Origin of the sequence: Acidovorax sp. YS12 (assembly GCA_021496925.1) — a bacterium.
Lineage (GTDB): Bacteria > Pseudomonadota > Gammaproteobacteria > Burkholderiales > Burkholderiaceae_C > Paenacidovorax.
The window spans coordinates 2,150,270-2,175,718 of record CP053915.1; the positions used below are offsets into that span (position 1 = coordinate 2,150,270).

The following is a 25,449-nucleotide window of genomic DNA, read 5'->3' on the forward strand; positions in this document are numbered from 1 at the left end:
TCATTACCCCAGAATAGGGTTAAGGCGCAGGTGACTTGATGGACGACGCGCGCTAGGTGCGCTCGCGCAGCATGGCGCGCATGTCCTGCAGCGAAATGGCGCTGCTCGCCTCCACGCGCACCCGGGGCGCGGGCTTGAAGGCGTGGCCGTAGACGACCTCGAAGGTGAGCGCGATCTGCCCGTCGTGCCGCGGGCTCGCCAGGCGCTGCGCCATGGCCTGCTCCAGCCGCGCGCGCCAGCCCCGGCCGCGCAACCCGGCGAAACGCTGCGGGTGCAGGTTCACCCCCAGCTCACGCAGCTCCTGCAGCGCCCGCTGCGGCGTGGCGAACGTCAGCGTGATGCGCTCCATGTCCACCACCGGCTCGGCAAACCCGCCCTGCACCAGCATGTCGCCCCAGTCGTGCATGTCGGTCAGCGCATGGCCCGCGGGCGGCCAGCCCAGGTCGCGGTACAGCGCATGCAGCTCGCGCACGGTGTCCGGCCCCAGGCAGGAGAACATGAGGAAGCCATCCACGGCGATGGCGCGGTGCCACTGGGCGATCAGCGCCTGCGGATCGGCCGCCGTGTGCAGCGCCATGTTGGACCAGAGCATCTGCACGCTGGCCGCATCGGGCAGGCCGAAGCGCGCCGCCGCCGTGCGCCAGCGCGCCCACCACCGGGCACCCAGGGCCTCGCGCGCCGCGGCCTCGCGCGCCGGGTGTTCGTACACGGCGCACGCCGCCTGCGGGTAGCGCTGCGCCACCAGGGCATGGCTTTCCAGTCCGCCGCGCACCGGCTCCCAGTGGCACCAGGCGGCGGGCGCCTGGCGGATCCACTGCAGCCGCTCCTGCATGCGGCGCGCCACCTCCTCATGCAGCCAGGGCGACGCCGCGGGCGCCACGGACTGCCAGCGCGCGGCGGCCACGGGATCGATGGTGGGAGGAAGCTGCTCGGACATGGGGAGCTGGCGAGTATATTGAGCCGATGCCCCACCCATGGCTGCAAGGGATTTCGCAGGCCCTGCGCACAGTGCCCAGCCAGTGCGCCGTTTGCCACGCCTGGCCCGCGCAGCGCCTGTGCGACGACTGCGTGCGGCGCTTCGCCCGCCAGCGCCCGCGCTGCCGCACCTGCGCCCTGGCCGTTCCCGAAGGCGTGGCGCACTGCGGCGCCTGCCTGCGCCACCCCAACGGGCTGGACGCCTGCCACGCCGCCGTGGACTACGGCTACCCATGGTCCGGCGTGCTCCAGGCGTTCAAGTTCCATGGCGACCCGGGCTGGGCCGGCACCCTGGCGACCCTGCTGCGCAGCACGCCCTGGGTCGAGCCCGCGCTGGAGGCCGCCGAACTGGTGCTGCCCATCCCCCTGGCACCGCAGCGCCTGCGCACGCGCGGCTTCAACCAGGCCCTGCTGCTGGCACAGGCGCTCGCGCCCGCGCGGGTGCAGGCCGGCCTGCTGCTGCGCCTGCACGACACCCCGGCCCAGAGCGGCCTGGACCGCGCCCGGCGCCTGCGCAACCTGGCGCGCGCCTTCGCCGTGGAGCCGCTGCGCGCCGCGCAGCTGGCCGGGCGGCAGGTGCTGCTGGTCGATGACGTGATGACCACCGGCGCCACGCTGCAGGCCGCCGCCGCCGTGCTGCGCCAGGCCGGCGCGGCGCGCGTTGCCGCGCTGGTGCTGGCGCGCACCCCGCAGGATTGACACCACGGCGCGGCCGCACAATACGCGCCATGTTCCACATCGTCCTGGTCGAACCCGAAATCCCGCCGAACACCGGCAACGTCATCCGGCTGGCCGCCAACACGGGCTGCGCCCTGCACCTGGTCGAGCCCCTGGGCTTTTCAATGGAAGACCGCCTGCTGCGCCGCGCCGGGCTGGACTACCACGAGACCGCGCGCGTGCTGCGCCATGCCGACTGGCCCGGCTTCCTGCACGACGCACGGCCCGACCCGGCGCGCATGTTCGCCATGACCACACACGGCGCGCAGCCGGTGCACGCCACGGCCTTCCGGCCCGGCGACTGGCTGATCTTCGGCGCCGAGACACGCGGCCTGGCGCCCGCGCTGCGCGAGACCTTCGCGCCCGGCCAGCGCCTGCGCCTGCCGATGGTGGCGGGCCAGCGCAGCCTGAACCTGTCCAACGCCGTGGCGGTGACGGTGTTCGAGGCCTGGCGGCAGAACGGCTTCGCCATGCCAGATCAAGCGTAAAAAACGCCTCCAGCCCTTTGCTGGCAAGCGCCAGCAGCTATCGAATCAGGAGTTAATCCGGCATCAGGCCCGCGCACCGTAGCTGCGCGCCAGCGATTCGGCCACGCAGGCGGGCTTGTCGGCGCCCTCGCGCTCCACGGTCACCAGCCAAGTCATCTGCAGGCCTTCGGGCTCCAGGGCTTCGGCGGCCTGCAGCGTCAGGCGCGCGCGCAGGCGGCTGCCCACGGGCACGGGGGCGGTGAAGCGCACGCGGTTGAGGCCGTAGTTGACGCCCATGCGCGCGCCCTCGATGGCGAAGGCGGACTCGAAGAAGCGCGGGATCAGCGACAGCGTGAGGAAGCCGTGCGCGATGGGCGCGCCGAACGGGCCGGAGCGCGCGCGCTCGGGATCGACGTGGATCCACTGGTGGTCGCCCGTGGCCTGGGCGAACTGGTTGACCTGCTCCTGCGTGATGGTGATCCAGTCGGTCACGGCCACTTCCTGGCCTACGCTGGCAATGACTTCGGAATATGTCTGGAAGGTTTTCATGCCTTCAATGTAGCGGCGCCCCAGGCGCCGGGCATGTCGGCCGCGTGACATCCAGGCCCCCGCACAAACCCGCATGGACGCGCTATCCTTGCGATAGCCGGCGACGTTACGTCCTAGGCGTCGAGCCAGGCGGTGATGCCCTGCCACTGCTCCAGGTCGCGCGCCACGCGGCCCGGCGCCAGGTCGAACAGCGTCAGGCCATGCGCGGCCAGGTGCACGTAGTTCTGCGTCGGGCGCAGCGTGCCGAGCACGGGCAGGCCCTGCTCCTCCATGAACTGCTGCAGCTTCTCGGCGGCCAGGGTGCGCCGGTCCACGCGCATGCCCACCAGGCCCACCTGCAGCGCGTGGCCCTTGCGCTGGGTGGCCAGTTCGTCGAGGAAGCTGCGCGTCGAGAAGATGTCGAACACGCTGGGCTGCAGGGGCACCACGAGCTTGTCGGCGATCTTCAGCAGGTCGCCCATGCGCCAGCCGTTGAGCCCGCCGGGCGTGTCGATGACGACGTGCGTGGTGCCGCGCGGCGGCTTGGCGATGAAGTCGCTGTGGATGTCCCAGGTGCCGATGGCGCGCACGTTCTCGGGCCGCAGCGACAGCCACAGGCGCGAGGACTGCTGGCGGTCGGCGTCGCCGAGCATCACCGCATGCCCCTGGCTGGCCCAGTAGCCAGCGATGTTCGTCGCCAGCGTGGACTTGCCCACGCCGCCTTTGGGATTGGCCACCACGACCACCGGCATATCGACCTCCTTTGGAATTCACCTGTTCATGGCCAAAACGGCCTCCAGCGCACGCGCAGCAAGCGCCAGGCGCTATCAAGATTCAAGCATGTTCGCCGCCGCGCTTGACGAAGAACAGCCCCGCGCCCACAGCCATGAGCAGGCCGCCGAACACGCGGTTCTGCGTGCGCACGGCCTGGGCGCTGCGCAGCAGGCGGCGCATGGCGCTGGCCCCTGCGGCGTAGCCGTGCATCACTACCACATCCACGCTCAGCATGGTGGCGGCCATCACCAGCAGTTGCAGCCACAGCGGGCGCGCCTCGGTCATGAACTGCGGCAGCACGGCCACCATGAAGATGATGCCCTTGGGGTTGGTGGCATTGGTCAGGAAGCCGGTGAGGCAGCGCTTTTGCCACGACCCGGCCGGCTCGGCCTGCTCGCCCAGCAGCGGCGCGGCGCCGCCGGCGCGCCATTGCATCCAGCCCAGGTAGATGAGGTAGCACGCGCCCAGCACCTTGACGAGGGAGAACGCCGTCTCCGACGCCAGCAGCAGCGAGCCCACGCCCGCCCCGGCCACCAGCAGGATGAGCAGCAGCCCGAGCTGCAGCCCCAGGATGGTGGCGCTGGTGCGGCGCACGCCGAACGACAGGCCGTGGCTCATGGACAGCACCGCGCCCGACCCCGGCGAAATGGCGATCAGGCAACAGGCGGCGAAGAAGGCGATCCAGGTATGCAGGTCCATGGCAAAACGCAGCGCCGGGCAGGCGAAGAATGGGCAAGGGCAGGATGGTATGCCAAAAGCGCCCCTGGCGCCCACGGATCAGGCGCCAGCAGCTATTCAAACGATAGCGCCGCAGTCAACCAATGGGCCCCGCGGCACGTTGCATGGGGGCCGGTGCCACAATGCCACCGCCTCTCTCTCCCGCACTCCCCATGGCCCACGCACCGACCTGGCTCACCTATGGTTTCCTGTACCTGACCGCGGCCGTGCTGGCCGTGCCCATTGCGCGGGCGCTGGGCCTGGGCGCCATCATCGGCTACCTCGCGGCAGGCATCGCCATCGGGCCGTGGGGGCTGGGGCTGGTGAGCGACGTGCAGAGCATTCTCGAATTCTCCGAGTTCGGCGTGGTGCTGATGCTGTTCCTGGTGGGGCTGGAGCTGCAGCCGCAGCGCCTGTGGAGCCTGCACCGCCCCATCCTCGGGCTGGGCAGCGCCCAGCTCGCGGGCTGCGCCGCCGTGCTGTACGGCGCCGGGTGGCTGGCGGGCCTGCCCTGGCGCGAGAGCCTGGTGGGGGCGCTGGGCCTGGCGCTGTCGTCCACGGCCATCGCGCTGCAGGTGCTGGCCGAACGCGGGCAGATGCGCTCGGGCAGCGGCCAGGCCACGTTCTCCATCCTGCTGTTCCAGGACATCGCCGCCATCCCCATCCTGGCGCTGCTGCCGCTGCTGGGCGGCGTGGCGGGCGCCGCCGGCACGCACCCCGAGGCCGGCCACGCGCTGCTGCAGGCCCTCAAGACCGTGGGCGTGGTGGGCGCCATCGTGCTCGGCGGGCACCTGCTGCTGCGCCCGGTGCTGCGCTGGATCGCGCAAAGCCGCACGCCCGAGATCTTCACCGCCGCGGCGCTGCTGCTGGTGGTGGGCATCGCCATGCTGATGGTGCAGGTCGGCCTGTCGATGGCGCTGGGCGCCTTCCTGGCCGGCGTGCTGCTGGCCGACAGCGAGTACCGGCGCGAGCTGGAGAGCGACATCGAGCCCTTCAAGGGCCTGCTGCTCGGCCTGTTCTTCATGGCCGTGGGCATGTCGATCGACTTCGGCGCGCTGCTGCGCGCGCCGGGACTGATGGCGCTGCTGGTGCTGGGCTTCCTGGCGCTGAAGGCGGTGGTGATCTACGCGCTGGCCTGGGGCGCGGGCATCACGCGCCAGGAGCGGCCCATTTTCACGCTGCTGCTGGCGCAGGGGGGCGAGTTCGCCTTCGTGGTGTTCCAGACCGCCGCCACCGAACAGGTGCTCACCCGCGCCACGGCCTCGCTGCTGACGGGCGCGGTGGCGCTGTCCATGCTGCTGTCGCCGCTGCTGCTGGTGCTGCTCGACCGCGTGCTGCTGCGCCGCTTCGCCGCGCAGCCCGCCGCGAGCGCGGAGCCCGAGCTGTCCGAGCCGCAGGAGGCGCCGGTCATCATCGCCGGCTTCGGGCGCTACGGGCAGATCGTGGCGCGCGTGCTGCTGGCCCAGGGCATTCCCACCACGGTGCTGGACCACAGCGTGGAAATGCTGGAAGCCGCGCGCACCTTCGGCTACCGCGTGCACTACGGCGACGCCACGCGGCTGAACCTGCTGCGCATCGCGGGCGCGCAGCAGGCGCGCATCCTGGTGGTGGCGGTGGATGCGCCCGAGCAGTCGCTGAAGATCGTGCAGATGGCGCGCAAGCATTTCCCGCACCTCACCATCGTGGCGCGGGCGCGCGACATCACGCACTGGAACCAGTTGCGCGACCTGGGCGTGGCGCACATCGAGCGCGAGCTGTTCGAGTCCAGCCTGTGCAGCGCGCGCAGCGTGCTCGAAAGCATGGGCCTGGACCATGACGAGGCGCAGCGCGTGACGCAGCGCTTTCGCAGCCACAACACCGCGCTCATCGAGCGCATGTACCCGTACCACGGAAACCGCGAGAAGTTCATCGCCGTGGCCCGGCAGGGCCGCCAGCAGCTCGTCGAGCAGATGGCCAAGGAGCGCCAGGAGCAGCAGGCGCCGCCACCCTCCTGACGGCACCGCCCGCGTGCTACGCTGGGCGCCCTATGTTCAACCCCACCCAAGCCGACGTGCGGCGTTTTTTCTGCGCCGTGCACGCCAAGGCCCAGGCCGACCAGCCGATGGAAGCCATCGAGACCCTGGCCAGCCTGTGGATCGCCGAGCACCCCGAATACCACGCCGAGCTGTCCGACCTGGATGCGGCGCTGGCGCGCGACTACGACGCCGAGCCCGGGCGCACCAACCCCTTCCTGCACCTGTCGATGCACCTGTCCATCAGCGAGCAGTGCAGCATCGACCAGCCGCGCGGCATCCGCCAGGCGGTGGAGCTGCTGTCGCGGCGGCTCGGCGCGCTGCACGACGCGCACCACGCCGCCATGGAATGCCTGGGCCAGATGCTGTGGGAGAGCCAGCGCTCGGGCCGCCCGCCCGATGGCGATGCCTACGTGGCCGCCGTGCAGCGCCGCGCCACGCGCGACTGACCACGGCGCACAGCGCTACCCCCACCCGGGCGCCGCCACGGCCCGGCCGCGCTCCCGCGGCGGGCCCGCGCCGTCGTGCGGCACCACCAGCACGTCGCAGCGTGCGCCCCGCAGCAGGCGCCGCGCCACAGCGCCCCGCAGGGCCTCGGCCAGGACGCCACGGCGGCGGTGGCCCAGCACGATCAGGTCGGCCCCCGCGCGCTCCTGCTGCACCACCAGCTGGCGCGCCAGGTCCTGCGCGCCCACGCGCAGGTCCACGCGGTTGCGCCGCGCCTCGAAGGCGTCGGACAGGCGCACGCGCCGCTGCTCCTGGCTGCGGTAGGCCAGCGTGGCATCGCAGGGCTCGCGCACCGGGCAGGCGTGGAACAGCTCCACGCGCGCCGACGCCTCCAGCGCCCCGGCATAGCGCAGCAGCGCGGGCACGGCGGGGGCGGCATCCAGCGCCACCAGCACATGGCCGTACGCGCCCTGCGCGGGCTGCTGCACCACCAGCACCGGGCAGGGCGCGCGGCGCAGCAGCCGCGCCAGCACGCAGGGCCGCCACCAGGCATGCCAGCCTGGCTGCATGCGCCGGTCGAGCACCAGCAGGTCGGCCTGCGCGGCGGCCTGCAGCGCGTCGGCAGCCACGCCCCGGCCCGCGCCGTGCAAGGCCGTGACCGGCAGGCCATGGCGGCGGCCGAGCTGGCGCGCGCGCTGCTCCAGCCGCGCCTGCGGATCGGCGAAGCGCGGGTCATGGTGCTGCGCGGCGTACAAAAGGTGCAGGCGTGCCTGGTGCGCCGCCGCCAGCTGGGCGGCGCGGTCCACGGCATGTTCGGCGGCGGTGGAAAAATCAGTCAGGGCGACAACGGTGTGCAGGCGCATCGGGAATGGTCTCCGGGCAGGGCAAGGGGAAGCGGCACCACAGGGGTGCCGGGGCGCGCGTCACCCCCACAAGATGCCGGGCGGCAAAGGCCACGGCCCAGCCCGGCGGCGGCTGGGTGACGCTCAGCCGCAGGAGACGGCGAGGAGCGGCCGCCGGGCGCAGGGATGCGCCGCCGGTGACGCCGGCGCCAAGACCCCGATCCGGCGCAGGACGCGCGCGCTGCGGGCCGCGGCGGAAGCCAGCCGCGCCATACGCACGCAAGGGGTGGAGACCATGAAACGCATGGAGCGAACTGTAAGCCCGTACTCACTTTTTGGCCACAATACCGCACCGGGCCGTGCCGGATTGCCGCCGCGCCGCGCCACGCCGCACCGCGTCAGCGAAAGCGCGGCTCGGGCACCGTACGCAGGCCGCCGTCGAGCGCGCCCATGTAGCCGGCCAGCGCCTGGAGTTCGGCGTTCGAGAACTGCTGCGCCACGCCCGCCATGATGCCGTTGCTGCGGCCGATGAGGGTGGCCCGGCCCTCGCCCTTGTACGCCTTGAGCGCGACGAACAGGTAGTCCGCGTGCTGGCCCGCGAGCTTGGGGTAGGCCGGGTCCAGCGGCTGGGCGAAGTTGGCGCCGTGGCAGGCCACGCAGCCGCCCTTTTGCAGCAGCGCCGCCACATCGGGCGTGGGTGCGGGCGCCGGCTGCGGCGCGGCGGCACTGGCGGCGCCGCTTTGCTGGTAGTACGCGGCCAGGTCGGCGATGTCCTGGTCCGACAGCGACTCGGCCACGCCGCGCATGGTGGGATGCTTGCGCTCGCCCTTCTTGTAGGCGTGCAGCGCGGCGGCGATGTAGCCCGCGCCCTGGCCGGAGATCATGGGCACCTGGTGCACCTGCGGGAAGGTCGCGCGGTAGCCCGGTATGCCGTGGCAGCCGATGCACTGGGCGTTTTTCCGCGCGCCCGCGCCGGGGTCGCCTTGAATCTCTGCCGCGTGAAGAGCGCCCGTCGCCCATGCGACCGACAAGCCAGCGAGGATGGTCCAGGTTTTGGTCATTTTGCGCGCACAATCAGGTGGATCGGTTGCCCTGGCAAAAACCGTCGGCAATTGCCAAAGACGCTTGTCAAGCACTTTTATCAATATTCCACCCGTTGCGCAATCCATGAAATTCCAAGGTTCCCAGAATTACGTTGCCACCCAGGATTTGATGCTGGCCGTGAACGCGGCCATCAAGCTGCAGCGCCCGTTGCTGGTCAAGGGCGAGCCCGGCACGGGCAAGACCATGCTGGCCGAGGAGGTGGCGCAGGCGCTGGGCATGCCGCTCTTGCAGTGGCACATCAAGTCCACCACCAAGGCGCAGCAGGGCCTGTACGAGTACGACGCGGTGAGCCGCCTGCGCGATTCGCAACTGGGCGACGAGAAGGTCAAGGACATCCAGAACTACATCGTCAAGGGCGTGCTGTGGCAGGCGTTCACGGCCGACAGGCCGGTGGCGCTGCTGATCGACGAGATCGACAAGGCCGACATCGAATTCCCCAACGACCTGCTGCGCGAACTCGACCGCATGGAGTTCTACTGCTACGAGACGCACGAGATGATCCGCGCCAAGCACCGCCCGCTGGTGTTCATCACCTCGAACAACGAGAAGGAGCTGCCCGACGCCTTCCTGCGCCGCTGCTTCTTCCACTACATCAAGTTCCCCGAGGCCGAGACGATGAAGAAAATCGTCGACGTGCACTTCCCCACGCTCAAGAGCGAGCTGCTCACCGTGGCGATGAAGAACTTCTACGACATCCGCAACCTGCCGGGCCTGAAGAAGAAGCCCTCGACCAGCGAACTCATCGACTGGCTCAAGCTGCTCCTGGCCGAGGAGATCCCGCTCGAAGCGCTGCAGAGCGCCGACAACAAGGTGGCCGTGCCGCCGCTGGTGGGCGCGCTGCTGAAGAACGAGCAGGACGTGAGCCTGTTCGAGAAGCTGGTGTTCATGAACCAGCGCAACCGCTGAGAACATGCGAAAGAACCTGCCATGACAAGCACCCGGCAACTGCTGCTGGAGGGCGTGACCGACGCCGCGGGCTTCCTGGGCGGCGCCCTGGCGGGCTACGGCATCGGCCGCATGCTGGGGCTGGACATCTTCGCCGAAGGCTACGACGGCGCCAGCATCACGGGCATCCTGCTCGTGGGCCTGGGCTGCGGCCTGGGGCGGCACCTGGCGCGCCGTGCGCGCGCGGCATTTACCACCAACGACAAGGAGTCTTGAGCATGGCTTTCGTGGAACCCGTCACCCTGCGCGCCAACGGCGTGCGCCTGGAGCCGCTGGCGCCCGGACACGAGGCGGGCCTGGCCGCCGCCGCCGCCGATGGCGCGCTGTGGCGCCTGCGCATCACCTCGGTGCCCGCGCCGCAGGAAACGCGCGCCTACATCGAGACCGCGCTGCAGATGCGCGCCGAGGGCCACCGCTTTGCCTTTGCCGTGGTGGAGGACGCCACGGACCGCGTGCTCGGCTCCACGAGCTTCCACGACATCCTGCCCGCCGTGCGCCGCGTGGAGATCGGCTACACCTGGTACGCGCTGGGCTCACAGCGCACGCACGTGAACACCACGGCCAAGCTGCTGATGATGGGCCACGCCTTCGACACGCTGGGCTGCCACGTGGTGGGCTGGCGCACCGACAACTTCAACTTCGCCAGCCAGCGCGCCATCGAGCGCCTGGGCGCCAGGAAGGACGGCGTGATCCGCGGCCACGCGCTGCGCCGCGACGGCACCATCCGCGACACCGTGATGTACAGCATGCGCAGCGGCGAATGGCCCGAGGCGCGCGCCCAGTTGCTATACCTTCAGGAGCTTGCAGCGCTTGCTGGATAAGCCCTGGAGGCCAAAAACATGCATAAACCATGCTGATCGACTTTTTCTACACCCTGCGCGCGGCCAGGCTGCCGGTCTCGGTCAAGGAGTTCCTCTCGCTGCTCGAAGCCCTGCAGGCGGGCGTGGTCGGCCCCCACTCCGACGACGCCTGGAGCCTGGACGACTTCTACTACCTCGCGCGCACCGCGCTGGTGAAGGACGAGAAGCACTTCGACAAGTTCGACCGCGCCTTCGCCGCCTACTTCAAGGGCGTGGAGCTGGTGACCGACTTCACCAAGGAAGTCCCGGCCGACTGGCTGCGCAAGATGCTGGAGCGCGAGCTGACGCCCGAGCAGAAGGCCGCCATCGAGAAGATGGGCTGGGACGAGCTGATGGAGACGCTCAAGAAGCGCCTGGAGGAGCAGAAGGGCCGCCACGAGGGCGGCAACAAGTGGATCGGCACCGGCGGCACCAGCCCCTTCGGCCACGGCGGCTACAACCCGCAGGGCGTGCGCATCGGCGGCGCCAGCAAGAACCGCAGCGCCGTCAAGGTGTGGGAGCAGCGCGCCTACCGCGACTACGACGACACCCAGGAGCTGGGCACGCGCAACATCAAGGTGGCGCTGCGCCGCCTGCGCAAGTTCGCGCGCGAGGGCAACGCGCTGGAGCTGGACCTGCCGGACACCATCCGCAGCACGGCCGCCAACGCCGGCTGGCTCGACATCAAGATGGTGCCCGAGCGCCACAACAACGTGAAGGTACTGCTGCTCATGGACGTGGGCGGCACCATGGACGACCACATCCAGCGCGTGGAGGAGCTGTTCTCCGCCGTCAAGAGCGAGTTCAAGCACCTGGAGTTCTACTACTTCCACAACTGCGTGTACGACTTCATGTGGAAGAACAACCGCCGCCGCTTCGCCGAGAAGTTCCCGACCTGGGACATCATCCGCAAGTACAACAAGGACTACAAGCTGATCTTCGTCGGCGACGCGACCATGAGCCCCTACGAGATCCTGCAGCCCGGCGGCAGCGTGGAATACAACAACGAGGAGCCCGGCGCCGAGTGGCTGCAGCGCCTCACGCACGCCTTCCCCAAGTTCGCCTGGATCAACCCCGAGCCGCAGGGCGTGTGGCAGTACCGCCAGAGCATCGGCATCATCCAGCAGCTCATGGGCCAGCGCATGTACCCTTTGTCACTCAAGGGCCTCGAAGAAACCATGCGGCTTTTGTCAAAATAGCGCCCATGCCACGTTCGCGCCCAACGCCGACCTTCCGGTCGGCGTTGCATTTTTTGCTTCGCCCCCTGCTCCCGCTGCTGGCTGCCAGCCTGTTCCTCTGCGGCTGCAGCCTGCTGCCCAGCGCCCCGCAGGAGGAGGCTCCCGCAGCCGCCCCCGCCCCCGACGCCCCGGCCTTCGCGCTGCAGGTGCAGGCGCCCGACGGCCTGCGCGAGCTGCTGGAGCAGCACATGGAGCTGCGCCGCTACACCCACCTGGGCGACCTGCAGCCGAGCGAACTCTCGCGCCTGCTGGTGGCCGCCGACGCCGACGTGCGCGCGCTGCTGGGCACCCAGGGCTACTTCAGCCCCGACATCACCATCGAAAGCCGGGCCGCGCCCGAGGGCTCGGCCGCCCCGCGCACCGTGCACGTGGCGGTGGAGCCCGGCCCGCAGACCACGGTGGCCAGCGCGCACATCGGCTTCACCGGCAGCGGCGCGCAGGCCGGCGAGTTCAGCCGGCGCCAGTCGCGCGTGGAGCGCAACTGGCCGCTGCAGCCCGGCCAGACCTTCACCCAGAATGCCTGGGACAACGCCAAGACCCAGGGCCTGCGCCGCCTGCAGGAGCGCGACTACCCCACGGCCCGGCTGGCCGACAGCCGCGCCGACATCGACCCCGACACCGCCCAGGCGGCGCTGGACGTGACCTACGACACCGGCCCGGCCTACCGCTTCGGCCCGCTGCAGCTGCGCGGCAGCGAGCGCTACGACCCCGACGGCGCGCGCCGCATCGCCCGGCTGCCCACGGGCGCCGGCTACTCCGAGGCCGAGCTGCTCGACGCCCAGCAGCGCCTGGCCAGCAGCGGCTACTACGACACCGTGTTCCTCACGCTCGACACCGAGAACGGCCCGCCCGAGGCCACGCCCGTCATCGCCCAGGTGAGCGAGGCCAAGCTGCACAAGCTGGTGTTCGGCGCCGGCATCTCCACCGACAGCGGCGCGCGCCTGTCGGCCAACCACATCCACAACCGCCTGCCCTGGCTCGGCTGGCGCGCCACCACCAAGGCCTCGCTGGACCGCGAAACCCAGTCGCTCGACAGCGAATGGGTCTCGCTGCCCGACGACGACAGCTGGCGCTGGTTCGGCGCCGGCCAGGTCAAGCGCGAAGTCATGGGCAGCTACGACGTCAACAGCGTGCAGCTGCGCGGCGGCACGAGCCAGACCCTGGGCCACATCGACCGCAACTACTACCTGCAGTACGACAGCGCCACGCCCCACGGCATCGACGCGCCCGACTCCAGCGGCGCGCTGAGCGCCAACTTCGGCTGGACCGCGCGCTACTTCAACAACAACAACAGCCCCACGCGCGGCTACGGCCTGGGCCTGGAGCTGGGCGTGGGCACCACGCTGCGCGGCCAGCGCGAGCCCTTCGTGCGCACACGGGTGCGCTGGCAGTCGTTCATTGCGCTGGGCAAGGTGCCGGTGGGCGCGGGCACCGATAGCGGCGCCGTGCAGCGCAACGCCCGCCTGGCCCTGCGCGCCGAGGGCGGCGCGGTGCTGGCCCGCGCCGACGCGGCCGTGCCCGCCAGCCAGCTGTTCATCACCGGCGGCGACACCACGGTGCGCGGCTACGGCTACCGCGCCATCGGCGCGGCCACCAGCAGCGGCACGCTCTACGGAGGGCGCTACATGGGCGTGGCCAGCGCCGAGTGGCAGCGCCCCATCGCCATCCGGGGCGACCTGACGCACTGGGAGAGCGCCGTGTTCATCGACGCCGGCGCCGTGACCGACGACCTGGGCAGCATCCAGGCCAAGGTCGGCGTGGGCGCGGGCCTGCGCTGGAACAGCCCCGTGGGCCCGCTGCAGACCGACTTGGCCTGGGGCGTGCAGGACAAGCGCCTGCGCCTGCACCTGCGCCTGGGCTTCAGTTTTTAAGAAAAATCGGCCTCCAACGCTTATGCAGCAAGCGCAAGCAGCTCCTTTTTTTGAAGCATGACGACAGCGCCTCCTTCTCCCGTCCCCCGCCCGCGCGCACGGCGCATCGCCCGCGTCCTGGCCTGGCTGGCGGGCAGCCTGCTCGGCCTAGCGCTGCTCGCGCTGGGCGGCGCCTGGTGGTGGCTCGGCACCGCCGATTCGCTCGCCACGGCGCTGCAGCGCGCGGCGCAGTACCTGCCCGCAGGCCAGCAGCTGGAGAGCCGCGAGGTCACCGGCTCGCTGCGCGCGGGCGGGCGCATCGGCTGGCTGCGCTGGAGCAGCCCCACGCTCGCCGTCGAGGTGCGCGACGCCACGCTGGGCTGGCGCCTGCGCCCGCTGCTGCAGCGCACGCTGCAGCTGGGCGAGCTCTCGGCCGCCAGCGTGCAGCTCACGCCCCTGGGCCCGCCCAGCACCGAGCCGCCGCAGCCGCTGGCCGGGCTGGAACTGCCGCTGCGCATCACCCTGCCCGCCCTGCGCATCGACGAACTGACCTGGGCCGCCGCCACGCCCGTGGTGCTGCGCCACATCGAGGCCAGCTACCGCTACGACGGCCGCCAGCACCACGCCACGCTGGCGCGGCTGGAACTGGCGCAGGGCCGCTACAGCGCCAGCGCCACGCTGGACGGCGCCGCGCCCATGCAGTTCGGCGCCACGCTGCAAGGCCAGATCGACACCACGCCCCCCGGCCACACCGGCGAGGCGCTACGCATCGCGGCCCAAGCCGCCATCCAGGGGCGGCTGGACGGCGCCGATGCGCTGCTGCACGTCCAGGCCGAATTGCAGCCCGATGCCAGCGCCGCCCCGCTGGCGGACGTGCGCGCCCGCGTGCTGGCCAGCGTCGCGCCCTGGGCGGCGCAGCCGCTGCGCAAGGCCGAAGGCCGCCTGGCCAACGTGAACCTGGCCGCGCTGTGGCCCCAGGCCCCCGCCACGCAGCTCACCGGGGACTTCGGCGCCGGGCAGGACAGCGACGGCTGGTATGCCGGCGCACAGATCACCAACGGCCAGCCCGGCCCCTGGGACACCCAGCGCCTGCCGCTGGCCGCGCTCGACGCGCAGGCGCGCTTCGACGGCACGCACTGGCGCCTTTCCACCGCCGAGGCCCGCCTGGGCGACGGCAGCATCACCCTGCAAGGCCGCTACACGCCCGCCACCCAGGCGCTCGAAGGCCAGGCCGAGGTGCGCGGCCTGCGCCCCGGCGACCTCTACAGCACCCTGGACCGCCAGCCCGTGCAAGGCCGCCTGAGCGCGCGCCAGGGCAGCGACGCCGCCGTGCAATTCCACATCGACCTGCGGGGCGAGAAGGCCACGCACAGCGCCCAGGCCCTGCGCATCGACCAGGTGCGCGCCGAAGGCCGCTGGCAAGCCCCCGTGCTGCAGCTGCAGCAACTGCAGGTGCAGGCCCTGCAGGCCCAGGCCGAGGGCCGCAACCTGCGCATCGACACCGCCGCGCGCGCCTTCGACGGCACCCTGCAGCTCACCGTGCCCGGCGCCAGCGCCCAGGTGCAGGGCCGCCTCGGGCCGCGCGCCGGCACGGGCGAGGCGCGCGTGCAGCTCGACACGCCGCAGCGCACGCGCGACTGGCTGGCCGCCCTGCCCGGCCTGGGCACGCTGCTGCCCGGCGCGCGCCTGCAAGGCCAGGCCCGCCTGGACGCACGCTGGAGCGGCGGCTGGGAGGGCCTGCAGCGCCAGTTGCACAGCGCCGGCCTGGTCGCCACGCCGCCCGAGGCGGGCGCCCCCGGCGCCTTCACCCTGCAGGCCGAACTGGCCGCCCCGCAGCTCACGCTGGCCCAGCCCGCCAGCGCCGGACAGGCCGCCGTCGACCTGCAACTGCACGACCTGCGCGCCCAACTCTCCGGCTCGCTGCCCCAGCTGCAAGCCAGCCTCGATGGCCGCTTGCGCAGCGGCGCGCAGCAACTGCAGCTGCACGCCCGCGCCCAGGGCGGGCACCAGGGCGCGGGCGCCTGGGGCCTGCAGCTGAGCGAATTCCAGGCCCAGGCGCGCGACGGCGCCCGGCCCGGCCCCTGGGCTGTGCAACTGGCCCAGCCGCTGGCGCTGACGCTGCGCCAGCACCCGCGCAACGGCCTGGCGCTGGAAGCCTCGGCCGGGCAGGCCCGGATCACCGGCCCGCTGCCCGGCCAGGCCCAGCTGGAGTGGCAGGCCGCGCAGTGGAGCCAGTCCCCCCAGGGCGCCATGCGCCTGCAGACACGTGGCGCGCTGCACGGCCTGCCGCTGGCCTGGGCCGACGCCTTCGACACGCGCCAGCCCGCGCTGCTGGAGCGCACGGGCCTGGCCGGCAACGTGGTGCTCGAAGGCAGCTGGGACGTGGAGGCCCTGGACACCCTGCGCGCCCGCGCCACGCTGCGCCGCGCCAGCGGCGAGCTGCGCCTGCTGGCCATCGACAGCGCCGGCACCACCACCGTGCGCAGCAGCGGCAACGCGCCCGCCACGCTGGGCAAGCAGCCCGGCGCCCCGGCCGGCCTGCAGGCGGCGCAGGTGGAGCTGGAGCTCCAGGGCGAGCGCCTGCGCGCCGCCGTGCTGTGGGACAGCGCGCGCGCCGGGCGCCTGCAGGCCGAGGGCAGCAGCACCCTGCAGATCCCCGCCGGGCGCTGGAACGAGGCGCGCTGGCCCGAGAACGCACCGCTGGCTGCCAGCGTGAAGGCCCAGTTGCCCGAGCTGGGCGTGTGGTCGGCCATTGCGCCGCCCGGCTGGCGCGTGCAGGGCACGCTGGACGCCAACGTGCAACTGTCGGGCACGCGCGCCGATCCGCGCTGGCACGGGCAGTTGGGGGCCGAGCAGTTCGCGCTGCGCTCGGTCATCGACGGCGTGGACCTGAAAGACGGCCGCCTGCGCGCCACGCTCGATGGCACGCAGCTCACCATCGACGAGCTGCGCGTGGCCGGCGGCAAGGGCAACGCCGCGCGCATCCTGGGGCGCAGCGGCAACCGCACCGAGGCGCCGCAGGACGGCGGCCTGCTCACCGCCAGCGGCGTGGTGCGCTGGCGCCCGCCCGCCGCCGGCGCCAGCGCCGCCGAGGGCATCAGCATGGACCTGCGCGCCCAGGCCGAGCGCCTGCAGGTGCAGGTGCGCGCGGACCGGCAGGTCAGCATCTCAGGCCCGCTGCAGGCACGGCTGGCGCAGGGCCAGTTCACGCTACGCGGCCAGCTCACCACCGACCGCGCCGCCATCCTCCTGCCCGACAGCAGCGCCCCGCGCCTGGGCAACGACGTGGTGGTGCGCAGCCGCGCGCGCCGGGACGACGCAACCACCGCCCCGGACGGGGGCCCCAGCGTACAGGCGGCGCGGCCGCCCGACATCGCCGTCACCCTAAACCTGGGCGACGACTTCGCCCTGCAGGGCCAGGGCATCACCACGCGGCTGACCGGCACGCTGGAGATCCGAGCCAGCGCCGCCACCGGCGGCCAGCCGCGCGTGACCGGCGAAATCCGCACCGACGAAGGCCGCTACCGCGCCTGGGGCCAGGCGCTGGACGTGGAGAACGGCCTGGTGCGCTTCAACGGACCCTACGACAACCCGGCGCTCGACATCCTGGCCATCCGCCCCAATATCTCGGTGCGCGCGGGCGTGCAGGTCACCGGCTCGGCCCAGGCGCCGCGCGTGCGCCTGTATGCCGACCCGGACCTGCCCGACGCCGAAAAACTCTCCTGGGTGGTGCTGGGCCACAGCGCTGCCAGCGGCGGCAGCGAAGCCGCCCTGCTGCAGCAGGCCGCGCTCGCCGTGCTGGGCCGCCAGGGCGGGGGCACGGGCGGCCTCTCGCGCAGCCTGGGGCTGGACGAAATCGGCATCAAGGGCCCGCGCCAGGGCGAGGACGCCAGCGCCGCCGCGCTGACCCTGGGCAAGCGCATTTCGTCGGCGCTGTACGTGACCTACGAACACAGCCTCTCGGGCACGCTCGGCACGCTGTACCTGTTCTACGACCTGTCGCGCCGCCTCACGCTGCGCGGGCAAACGGGCCTGGTAAGCGCGCTCGATCTGGTCTATACGGTGCGCTACGACTGATGGTCAAAACAGGCCGCAGGGCAATCTGGACAAGCGCGAGCAGCTATTGGAAGCAGAGCAATTGGCGCATCCTGCCAAACCCTTACAATGCTCGGCCTGCCTCCCCGTAGTTCAATGGATAGAACGAGTGCCTCCTAAGCGCTAGATACAGGTTCGATTCCTGTCGGGGGGACCACATTGAAGGCCGCACAGTTCCAAGAACGTGCGGCCTTTTTCTTTTTGGCGCGGTGCCTTGGCCCTGGGGCGATGCACCCTAAAACCTGCGCGCGCAAAAATTCAGCTAAGCGTTCGGTTCCCGGCCAGTCCCCATGCCGGCAAGCACTTGCAGCAAATTCGATCCGCCAGAAGCACTCCGGCGCTTCTGGGCAAAGACAACCTCAGTAGCGCCCACCGCCCCGGTAGCCGTCTCGGTTTGCGCCACCACCGCCAAAACTCGGCCGAGGCTCCATCGGGCGAGCGATGTTGACCGTCAATGCGCGTCCATCGATCGTCCTGCCATGGGCACCATCAATCGCAGACTTGGCCTGCGCTTCAGTGTCCATCTCGACAAAGCCGAAACCCTTGGAGCGCCCGGTCTCCCGGTCGGTCATGACCTTTGCGCTGGTCACCGAACCGAACTGAGAGAAAAATTGAATCAACGATTCATTGGTCACGGAATAGGCAAGGTTGCCCACATAAAGCTTGTTGTTCATCATGTACTTTCTGGAGTTGGATAACTGCACCCCGGGGGCTACAGCCAGGTATGGGAAAGGGGAGGGGGTAATAGGACGCTCAGCGGCGGCGGCGCTGGGCGGCATTGGCGCCGCCAGAGCGGCTCTCGATATGCCGGAACGTGATGCGCCCTTTGTTGAGGTCGTATGGAGACATTTCCAATGTCACACGATCTCCGGCGAGAACCCTGATGCGGTGCTTGCGCATCTTTCCGCCAGCGTAGGCAACAAGCTGGTGGCCGTTTTCAAGCGTCACGCGGTAACGGGTGTCGGGAAGCACTTCATCGACCTTCCCTTGCATTTCAATCAGGTCTTCTTTGGACACGAATCTCCTTAGATGGTGTTGAGGGTCGAAAAATCAGCCCAGTTGGTTCTGCAGCACCATGCTGCGCCCCTCGGCCAGGGCGTATTGCGCCGCCTGCTTGTGGCTGGCAAAACACGGGATGAACTTGAAGATCCGGTCATATACACCGCGGCGAATGGAAACCGAAGCAGCAAACATACCGTGCTCCATGGGCTTGGCGAGCGGCGTGACAACGTAGTTGCCAACGCGCTCGGCGCTTTGTTTTTTATGCATTGGAGAGTGGATGGCATGCGATCAGCGCAAACCATCGGGAATGGGTGAAAGAGCCCTACGGCAATGGCTGTAGGAGTAGAGCAAACCCGGGAATGGAGGTGACGGACTTGCGGAAAGCTCGCCGTGGTACTGTGGGAGTGACTGCCGATGCACTTCGGGGTTGAAGTGGGGGGCTACATGATGGCCGATACGACCCAGGTATTGTCAGACAAGCATTGCAGAGGCGGGCATGAGGCAATGCGTGGGTATATTATACGCGTGCTACGGCAAAATTTCAACCGAGTCAATAAAGACGCCCTCACGGTTGAACGCCTTCAGCAACACTGCACGAAACGTCCATGCAAGTCGGACCAACCGGACCAGCAGACGCCTGCAGCGTCAACGCCGCGCGCAGCCCCCCTAGATGCGACGCGTCTTCCAGCGTCAGCGCCGCGCCATGCCGCCGGGCAATGGCCTGCACGATGGCCAGGCCCAGGCCGCTGCCCTGCGTGCCCTGGACGGACTCCGGCGCACGGTAAAAGCGATCCAGTACGCGCGCCCGCTCGGCGGCGGGAATGCCCGGGCCGCTGTCCTCCACCCACAGCTCCACACCGCCCGGCACGGCGCGCCATCCGGCATCGACGCGCCCGCCCGCGGGGGTGTATTTGACCGCGTTGTCCAGCAGGTTGCGCAGCAGGATGCGCAAGGCCTCGGGCAGCCCCGCCGCCCAAGCCGCGGCGCCATCGGCGGCGCACGCGGGCGCCAAGCCCAGGTCGATGCCACGCGCCTGCGCCCCCGGCGCCGCATCGGCCAGCGCCTGGCGCACCAGCGCGTCGCAGTCCACCGGCACCAGGGCCGGCCCGGCGGCGGCGCTGGCCTCCTGCCGCGCCAGCACCAGCAGTTGCTCGACCAGGCGCGTGGCACGGTCCAGGCCGGCATCCAGGCGCGCCACGGCCTGCTGGCGCGCGGCGTCGTCGGGCGCGCGGCGCAGGCCCTGCACCTGCAGCTTGAGCGCGGCCAGCGGGGAACGCAGTTCATGCGCAGCATCGGCCACGAAATGCTGCTGCGCCTCGAAGGCGCTGCGCACGCGCGCCAGCAGCAGGTTCAGCTCCCGCACCAGGGGCTGCACTTCGTCGGGCAGGTGCGTCTCGCTGACCGCGCCCAGGTCGTCGGCCTGGCGCCGCGCGATCTGGCGGCGCACCCGCTCCACGGGTGCCAGCAGATGGCGCACCGTCCACCACACCCACAGCGCCAGCAGCGGCGCCATCACGGCCAGCGGCAGCAGCGAACGCAGCGCCAGGGCCCGCGCCATGGCCCTGCGCGCGGCCATGTCATGCGCCACCTGGATGACCTGCGCCCGCGTCTGCAGCGAAAAAACGCGGTAGGTGGCGCCGCGCACCTGCACGTTGGTGAAGCCCAGCACCGCCAGTTGCGGCAGTGCCGTCCCCACGGCGGACTCGAAGATGCGCAGGCCTTCGTTCGTCCATACCTGCACGATGAATTCGTCGTTCTGGTACTCGGCGCGCGGGCCGCCACCCCAGGCCTGGGCGTCGGGCGGCAGGCCGGCGCGCAAGGCAAACGCGGTTTGCTGCATCTGGTGGTCGAACAGCGCATCGGCCTCGGCCAGGGCGCTGCGGTATGCCAGCGTGGCCTGCGCCAGTGCGGTGCACAGCACAGCCGTGAAAAGCAGCGCCAGCAGCCGCCAGCGCAGCGAGGTCGGCCAGCGCGGCGGCTTCATCGCGGCACCATGTAGCCCAGGCCGCGCACATTGAGCACCAGGTGCGCCCCCAGCTTCTTGCGCAGGCCGTGGATGTAGACCTCCACGGCGTTGCTGCTGATCTCGCCGCCCCAGCCGTAGAGCTTGTCTTCCAGTTGCTGGCGCGACAGCACGGAGCCGGGGCGGGCGATCAGCGCCTCCAGCACCGCCCACTCGCGCGCCGACAGCGCCACGGGCCGGCCCTGCACCCGCACCTCGCGCGTGGCCGGCGTGACGGACACGCCCTGGTGTTCGTACACCGGCTCGGCGCGCCCGGCGGCACGGCGCAGCAGCGCTCGGATACGCGCCAGCAGCTCCTCCAGGTCATAGGGCTTGAGCACATAGTCGTCGGCCCCGGCGTCGAGCCCCTGCACGCGCTGGGCCACGCCGTCGCGCGCCGTGGCGATCAGGACCGGCGTGCGGTCCTTGCGTGCCCGCAGGGCGCGCAGCACCGCCAGGCCATCACGGCGCGGCAGGCCCAGGTCGAGCAGCACGAGATCGTAGGCCTGGGTGCTCAGAGCGGCGTCCGCCATGTCGCCATCGGTGGCCCAGTCCACGGCGTAGCGTTCGGCGCGCAGCAGATCGCGCACGGCTTCGCCGATCATCGGGTCGTCTTCCACGAGCAGCAGGCGCATGGCGGGAGCATAGCGCCCTCGCCATGGCCCGGCGCCTCAGAGCCTGGGAGTTTTTTGGCCTTGCCCGAAAGGTGCGTCAAAACACCCCGGATCTAGGCGCAAAGCACAGCCATAGCTCGGGCTATGGCGCGCATTTGCAACGACGAGCCGGGGTGCTTTGGCGCGCAAGGCGGGCATGGACAAAAGACTCTCAGGCTCTCAGTAGCCGTAGCGGGGTACGCAGCGCACGTCGCTGTTCGCCGCGGCCATGCCGAGGCACGAAACGTTGCTGCGCCATTGCGACTGAAGCGCGGCGGCCTGCGGATTCACAGGGGCAGGCGCCCCGCCCCTCTGCGGATAGGAGGGCGCGGCGGCCGGAGCGCGCCGCTGCAAGGTCTCGGCCCTGCGCTGCTGCACCGCCTCGGCATGGCGGGGTTGAACCGCCTCGGCGTAGCGCGGTTGCACCGATTCCGCGTAGCGCGGCTGTACCGCCTCCGCATAGCGCGGCTGCACGGCTTCGGCCTGGCGCGGCTGGATGCCTTGCGCGGCAAGGCCATGGCAGAGCGCCGCCAGGCCCAGTGCCAGCGCGGGCCGGATGAAGTGGTTTGGTTTGTGCATGGATCAATCCTCCATTGGCTGGGCTAGTCCAGCGAATAACTCTCCGTCGGCCCTTGGGGCGTTTGCCGCACCAGCCATTTCACTTCCGCGGCCGTTCCCATGCGCGGGCGGTAGGCCAGGTAGAAATCGGCCTGACTACCTCCGTCATAGACGGGTTGCTCCAGGGTCACCATGCCCCAGAAGGAGAAGGCGTAGCTCTGGGGATCATTGCCAATACCCGGGGCTGAACGCACGGCCGCTGGCGGGGTGACCTGTTTCAGTTGGCCCTTGCGCGTGAAGACCCCGCCTCCCTTGCTTCCCGCGCGGAAGATATTGCTGGCATAGCTGCCATCCGCCGCCAGGTCCAGGTAGCCGAAATTGTTTCCCCCAATATGGATAGGGTATGTGCCCGCCGACGGCAGCACCGCCTGCGTGGTGCCACCGCCCCCGGCGGGTGGCTGCGCCGGGGGACTGTCGCTGCTGCCACCGCCGCCGCAGGCCGCCAGCACCAGCGCAAGGCCGGTGGCGGCAATGAAGGAAATTCTGCGCATGTCCGCTCCTGTGTATGTGTTGAGACGCAGGCAGTATCTGGCTGCCCCCACCGGCGCGGCATGGGACAAAGGTACTATTCGACATGGTCGCATCGAGATGTAACATGCCTTTCCCCACAGGAACCGAGGCCCCCTGCCATGGACATCGAGTGTGTGAGCCAACTGCTTTTCGCCTTGTACCAAGGTTCCCGCGAACAGCCGATGGACACTTTTCAGCAATGGGCGCTGAACGCCGTGCGCGCCATCGTGCCTTTCGATGCAGCAGCGTGGATTTCGGGCACCCTGGCTGAAGGCCAACACCAGTTTCACAGCGTGAAGTTCATTGACGTATCTCCCCAGGTGCTGACTGCCTATGAACAATGCGAAGGCCGCCTGGAATTCACCCAGCAGGTCTTCGCCACGCCGGGCCGCACCTTGGCTTGCGCCACCGCCGGGCTGGCACCGCCGCTGGCGGCTCTTTGCGCGCAGTACCGCATTGCCCATATCCTGGCCACCGTGCAATACAACCCGATCAGCCGCCTCAGCGAACTGATTTCGCTGTACCGCAGCGATGCGCAACAGCCCTTTTCCGAACCAGAGCGGCTGTTGCAGCAATCCCTGGTTCCGCACCTGTGCGAGACATGGCGCGTCAACCGCATGCTGCATGCATGGCGCCTGGCGCGCCCCACGCTGGCCCAGGAAATGCAGGCCGCCGTGTGCGACCGCCATGGGGTGCTGCAAGCGTCCTCGCCGCGCTTCGTCGAGCACCTGCTGCGCGAATGGCCCGCGTGGCGCGGGCCGCAACTACCGCCCGAACTGCAGGCGCAATTGCGCCACGGCAAGGGCCGCTACGTGGGCGCGCGCACCACCACCCACAGCACCCAGGCGGACGGCTGGTGGCTGCTGCACATGCGCCCGCGCTGCGCGGCCGACCAGCTCACGGCACGCGAGCGCGAAATCGCCACCCACTTCGCCCAGGGACGCACGCGCAAGGAGATCGCCAAGCACCTGGCGCTGTCGCCATCGACGGTGCGCAACCACCTGGCCGCCACCTACCAGAAGCTGGATATCAGCAGCAAGGCACAGTTGGCTTCCTGTCTGCAACCCTAATACGGATTTGCCTTCAACCGTCTAACGTCGTTGGTTCGCCTTGCCGTGCTACAGCACTGTCTGCGGCTTCCCGCCTCGTTATACGGTTGAATGCAAACCCGTATAAAAGCGCTCACCCCAGGCGCACGGGCACGAAGATCTTGTCGCCATCGCGCGCGATCAGCAGCGCCACCGACTTGCCGGACCTGGCCATGGCCGCGCGCACCTGGGCCATGCCCTGCACCGGCGTGCCGTTGATGGCCAGCAGCACGTCGCCGCCCTGCACCCCGGCCAGCGCCGCCGGGCCGCGCGCGTCCTCGATCAACAGGCCCTTGTCCACGCCAGCGGCGCGGGCCTCCTCCGGGGCCAGCGGGCGCAACGACAGCCCCAGTTGGCCCTTGCCCACAGCCCCTTCGACCTGGGCGACCTGGGCTGCCTTGTCGCTGGCGTTCCCGAGCGTGGCGGCCAGCGTCTGGGCCTGGCCCTGGCGCCAGATACCAACCTGCACCTTTTGCCCGGGCGCCGCCTGCCCCACGATCGCAGGCAAATCGCCCGACGCCACTACGGGCTGGCCATCCACGCTGCGGATCACGTCGCCCACCTGCAGGCCCGCCTGGTCGGCCGGGCCGCCGCGCTCCACGCTGGCCACCAGCGCCCCCTCGGGGCGGGGCAGCTTGAACGAGTCCGCCAGGGCCTGGTTCACCTCCTGCACGGCGACGCCAAGGCGGGCATGGCTGGCCTGGCCAGTGGTGCGGATCTGCTGCCCCACCTTGGACGCCACCTCGATCGGTATGGCGAACGACAGCCCCTGGAACCCGCCGGAGCGGGAGTAGATCTGGGCGTTGATGCCCACCACTTCGCCACGCGCATTGAACAGCGGGCCGCCCGAGTTGCCGGGGTTGACGGCCGCGTCGGTCTGGATGAAGGGCACGTAGCTGTCGTCGGGCAGCGAGCGCCCCTTGGCGCTGACCACCCCGGCCGTCACCGTGTTCTCAAAACCGAAAGGCGAGCCGATGGCCAGCACCCACTCGCCCACCTGCAGGTCGCGCGAGCTGCCCAGCTTCACCGTGGGCAGGTTCTGCGCGTCGATCTTCAGGACGGCGATGTCCGTCTTCGGGTCGGCGCCGAGCACCTGGGCCTGGAACTCGCGCCGGTCGGTCAGCTTGACGGTGACGCTGCTGGCGCCCTTGACCACGTGGGCATTGGTCAGGACGATGCCGCTCGGGTCGATGATGAACCCGGAGCCCTGCCCGCGCATGGGCAGGGCGCGCGCGCCAGGCGCGCCCATGCCGGGCATGCCGAAGCGGCGGAAGAATTCATAGAAAGGGTCGTCAGGGTCGATGCCGCGCGGGCGCTGCGCGGCGGCGCCGTCATCCTCCTCGGCATCGGATGCCTTGCGCATGCCGCTAACGCTGATGTTGACCACCGCCGCGCCATAGCGCGCCGTGATCTGCGAGAAATCCGGCAGGGAGGCGGGAGCCAATGCAGGCGCGGGCGCAGGCGCAACCGCCGCTGGCATGCCGGCCTGCGCGCGCACCTCCCGGGCAGTGATGAGGCCCGCGCCCGTGGCGCCCAAGGCCCCCGCGGCCACCAGGGCCACGACCAGCCGCCGGGGGGAAGAAAGAAGAGTGTTCATGGTGTGCCTTTCCAAAACCGTTGTGCCGATGGAAAGGCAGTGTGGGCGCGAGAACTTAGGTGGCGCTTAAGAGTTCCAGCACCCGCTCCGGCGGCCGGCACAGGCGCGCGCCCCGGGGCGTCACGACGATGGGCCGGTTCAGCAGTTCCGGGTGGCGCGCCACTGCTTCGAGCAGATGCGCGTCGCCATGCCGCGGGTTGCCCAGGTCGAGCGCCTGGTACGCCGCCTCCTTGGTACGCAGCAGTTCGCGCACCGGCACCCCCAGGCGCGCGACCAGCGCCGTGAGCTGCGCCACGTCCAGCGGTTCCTTGATGTAGTCGATGACGATGGGCTCCAGGCCGCGCTCGCGCAGCAAGGCCAGGGCGCCGCGCGAATTGCTGCAGCGGGCGTTATGGTAGATGGTGATGTCGCTCATGCGCGCAGTGTATG

26 protein-coding genes and 1 tRNA gene are annotated in these 25,449 nt (G+C 70.4%); 12 read left to right on the forward strand and 15 right to left on the reverse strand.

Translation table 11 applies throughout. The annotated features are described in order from the left end of the window. Positions 1 to 52: 52 nt before the first annotated feature. Positions 53 to 937 (reverse strand): biotin synthase, encoded by an 885-nt coding sequence (locus YS110_09830; GenBank protein UJB65024.1) that lies wholly within the window; start codon positions 935 to 937, stop codon positions 53 to 55. A 26-nt stretch (positions 938 to 963) separates the two neighbouring features. Between YS110_09830 and YS110_09835 the strand changes: the two genes are divergently transcribed. Next, a complete protein-coding gene (locus YS110_09835) occupies positions 964 to 1,674 on the forward strand; it encodes a ComF family protein (GenBank protein ID UJB65025.1) in 711 nt (236 codons plus the stop codon). Between the two features lie 29 nt (positions 1,675 to 1,703). Further along, positions 1,704 to 2,180, forward strand: coding sequence for a tRNA (cytidine(34)-2'-O)-methyltransferase (locus YS110_09840; GenBank protein UJB65026.1), 477 nt, complete (start codon positions 1,704 to 1,706; stop codon positions 2,178 to 2,180). Positions 2,181 to 2,243: 63 nt separating this feature from the next. On the opposite strand, the gene YS110_09845 is transcribed toward YS110_09840, so the two are convergent. From YS110_09845 to YS110_09855, 3 genes are all read right to left on the reverse strand, one after another. Beyond that, positions 2,244 to 2,708 (reverse strand): MaoC family dehydratase, encoded by a 465-nt coding sequence (locus YS110_09845; protein UJB65027.1) that lies wholly within the window; start codon positions 2,706 to 2,708, stop codon positions 2,244 to 2,246. A 113-nt stretch (positions 2,709 to 2,821) separates the two neighbouring features. Then, positions 2,822 to 3,439 carry a ParA family protein gene (locus YS110_09850; protein ID UJB65028.1) on the reverse strand — a complete coding sequence of 206 codons (618 nt, stop codon included), beginning with the start codon at positions 3,437 to 3,439 and terminating at the stop codon, positions 2,822 to 2,824. Positions 3,440 to 3,521: 82 nt separating this feature from the next. Beyond that, on the reverse strand, positions 3,522 to 4,160 hold the full coding sequence (locus tag YS110_09855; GenBank protein UJB65029.1) for a LysE family transporter: 639 nt from the start codon (positions 4,158 to 4,160) through the stop codon (positions 3,522 to 3,524). A 191-nt stretch (positions 4,161 to 4,351) separates the two neighbouring features. On the opposite strand from YS110_09855, the gene kefC reads away from it, so the two are divergent. Together kefC and YS110_09865 are read left to right on the forward strand one after the other, a co-directional pair. Further along, positions 4,352 to 6,172 (forward strand): glutathione-regulated potassium-efflux system protein KefC, encoded by a 1,821-nt coding sequence (kefC, locus tag YS110_09860; protein UJB65030.1) that lies wholly within the window; start codon positions 4,352 to 4,354, stop codon positions 6,170 to 6,172. A gap of 32 nt (positions 6,173 to 6,204) precedes the next feature. Then, on the forward strand, positions 6,205 to 6,639 hold the full coding sequence (locus YS110_09865; protein ID UJB65031.1) for a DUF1841 family protein: 435 nt from the start codon (positions 6,205 to 6,207) through the stop codon (positions 6,637 to 6,639). A 15-nt stretch (positions 6,640 to 6,654) separates the two neighbouring features. Here the strand turns inward: YS110_09865 and YS110_09870 are convergent, their stop codons facing one another. Both YS110_09870 and YS110_09875 read right to left on the reverse strand, forming a co-directional pair. Continuing rightward, positions 6,655 to 7,500 carry a universal stress protein gene (locus tag YS110_09870; protein ID UJB65032.1) on the reverse strand — a complete coding sequence of 282 codons (846 nt, stop codon included), beginning with the start codon at positions 7,498 to 7,500 and terminating at the stop codon, positions 6,655 to 6,657. 377 nt (positions 7,501 to 7,877) lie between these two features. Then, entirely contained in the window at positions 7,878 to 8,540 is a 663-nt protein-coding gene (locus YS110_09875; protein ID UJB65033.1) for a c-type cytochrome, read from the reverse strand. Between the two features lie 106 nt (positions 8,541 to 8,646). Between YS110_09875 and YS110_09880 the strand changes: the two genes are divergently transcribed. The 7 genes from YS110_09880 to YS110_09910 all read left to right on the forward strand — a co-directional run bounded on the left by YS110_09880 (position 8,647) and on the right by YS110_09910 (position 17,707). Then, entirely contained in the window at positions 8,647 to 9,489 is an 843-nt protein-coding gene (locus YS110_09880; GenBank protein ID UJB65034.1) for a MoxR family ATPase, read from the forward strand. A 21-nt stretch (positions 9,490 to 9,510) separates the two neighbouring features. Further along, entirely contained in the window at positions 9,511 to 9,744 is a 234-nt protein-coding gene (locus YS110_09885) for a hypothetical protein (protein ID UJB65035.1), read from the forward strand. A 2-nt stretch (positions 9,745 to 9,746) separates the two neighbouring features. Then, positions 9,747 to 10,349 (forward strand): GNAT family N-acetyltransferase, encoded by a 603-nt coding sequence (locus tag YS110_09890; GenBank protein UJB65036.1) that lies wholly within the window; start codon positions 9,747 to 9,749, stop codon positions 10,347 to 10,349. A gap of 29 nt (positions 10,350 to 10,378) precedes the next feature. Then, positions 10,379 to 11,566: a VWA domain-containing protein gene (locus YS110_09895; GenBank protein UJB65037.1), complete on the forward strand. Its 1,188-nt coding sequence runs from the start codon at positions 10,379 to 10,381 to the stop codon at positions 11,564 to 11,566. 5 nt (positions 11,567 to 11,571) lie between these two features. Continuing rightward, positions 11,572 to 13,476 carry an outer membrane protein assembly factor gene (locus YS110_09900; GenBank protein UJB65038.1) on the forward strand — a complete coding sequence of 635 codons (1,905 nt, stop codon included), beginning with the start codon at positions 11,572 to 11,574 and terminating at the stop codon, positions 13,474 to 13,476. Between the two features lie 57 nt (positions 13,477 to 13,533). Further along, positions 13,534 to 17,532 (forward strand): translocation/assembly module TamB domain-containing protein, encoded by a 3,999-nt coding sequence (locus YS110_09905; GenBank protein UJB65039.1) that lies wholly within the window; start codon positions 13,534 to 13,536, stop codon positions 17,530 to 17,532. A 100-nt stretch (positions 17,533 to 17,632) separates the two neighbouring features. After that, positions 17,633 to 17,707, forward strand: a tRNA-Arg gene (locus tag YS110_09910). Positions 17,708 to 17,909: 202 nt separating this feature from the next. On the opposite strand, the gene YS110_09915 is transcribed toward YS110_09910, so the two are convergent. From YS110_09915 to YS110_09945, 7 genes are all read right to left on the reverse strand, one after another. Continuing rightward, positions 17,910 to 18,224 (reverse strand): RNA-binding protein, encoded by a 315-nt coding sequence (locus tag YS110_09915; protein UJB67413.1) that lies wholly within the window; start codon positions 18,222 to 18,224, stop codon positions 17,910 to 17,912. A gap of 79 nt (positions 18,225 to 18,303) precedes the next feature. Continuing rightward, on the reverse strand, positions 18,304 to 18,567 hold the full coding sequence (gene infA / locus YS110_09920; GenBank protein ID UJB65040.1) for a translation initiation factor IF-1: 264 nt from the start codon (positions 18,565 to 18,567) through the stop codon (positions 18,304 to 18,306). A gap of 33 nt (positions 18,568 to 18,600) precedes the next feature. Next, the gene (locus YS110_09925) at positions 18,601 to 18,819 is read right to left on the reverse strand and encodes a hypothetical protein (GenBank protein ID UJB65041.1); all 219 of its coding nucleotides are present in this window, start codon (positions 18,817 to 18,819) and stop codon (positions 18,601 to 18,603) included. A gap of 298 nt (positions 18,820 to 19,117) precedes the next feature. After that, positions 19,118 to 20,536, reverse strand: coding sequence for a sensor histidine kinase N-terminal domain-containing protein (locus YS110_09930; GenBank protein UJB65042.1), 1,419 nt, complete (start codon positions 20,534 to 20,536; stop codon positions 19,118 to 19,120). Next, complete coding sequence (locus YS110_09935) at positions 20,533 to 21,189, reverse strand: response regulator transcription factor (protein UJB65043.1); 657 nt, start codon at positions 21,187 to 21,189, stop codon at positions 20,533 to 20,535. The genes YS110_09930 and YS110_09935 overlap by 4 nt, the downstream gene beginning before the upstream one ends. Before the next feature lie 198 nt (positions 21,190 to 21,387). Beyond that, the gene (locus YS110_09940) at positions 21,388 to 21,786 is read right to left on the reverse strand and encodes a hypothetical protein (protein ID UJB65044.1); all 399 of its coding nucleotides are present in this window, start codon (positions 21,784 to 21,786) and stop codon (positions 21,388 to 21,390) included. Between the two features lie 23 nt (positions 21,787 to 21,809). Further along, positions 21,810 to 22,316 carry a hypothetical protein gene (locus YS110_09945; GenBank protein UJB65045.1) on the reverse strand — a complete coding sequence of 169 codons (507 nt, stop codon included), beginning with the start codon at positions 22,314 to 22,316 and terminating at the stop codon, positions 21,810 to 21,812. A gap of 201 nt (positions 22,317 to 22,517) precedes the next feature. Here YS110_09945 and YS110_09950 point away from each other — a divergent pair, with 201 nt between their 5' ends. After that, positions 22,518 to 23,405, forward strand: a complete 888-nt coding sequence (locus tag YS110_09950) for a response regulator transcription factor (protein UJB65046.1) — start codon at positions 22,518 to 22,520, stop codon at positions 23,403 to 23,405. A 112-nt stretch (positions 23,406 to 23,517) separates the two neighbouring features. Here the strand turns inward: YS110_09950 and YS110_09955 are convergent, their stop codons facing one another. Further along, positions 23,518 to 25,020, reverse strand: a complete 1,503-nt coding sequence (locus tag YS110_09955) for a Do family serine endopeptidase (GenBank protein UJB65047.1) — start codon at positions 25,018 to 25,020, stop codon at positions 23,518 to 23,520. A gap of 55 nt (positions 25,021 to 25,075) precedes the next feature. Then, positions 25,076 to 25,435, reverse strand: coding sequence for an arsenate reductase (glutaredoxin) (arsC, locus tag YS110_09960; GenBank protein UJB65048.1), 360 nt, complete (start codon positions 25,433 to 25,435; stop codon positions 25,076 to 25,078). Positions 25,436 to 25,449 lie beyond the last annotated feature (14 nt).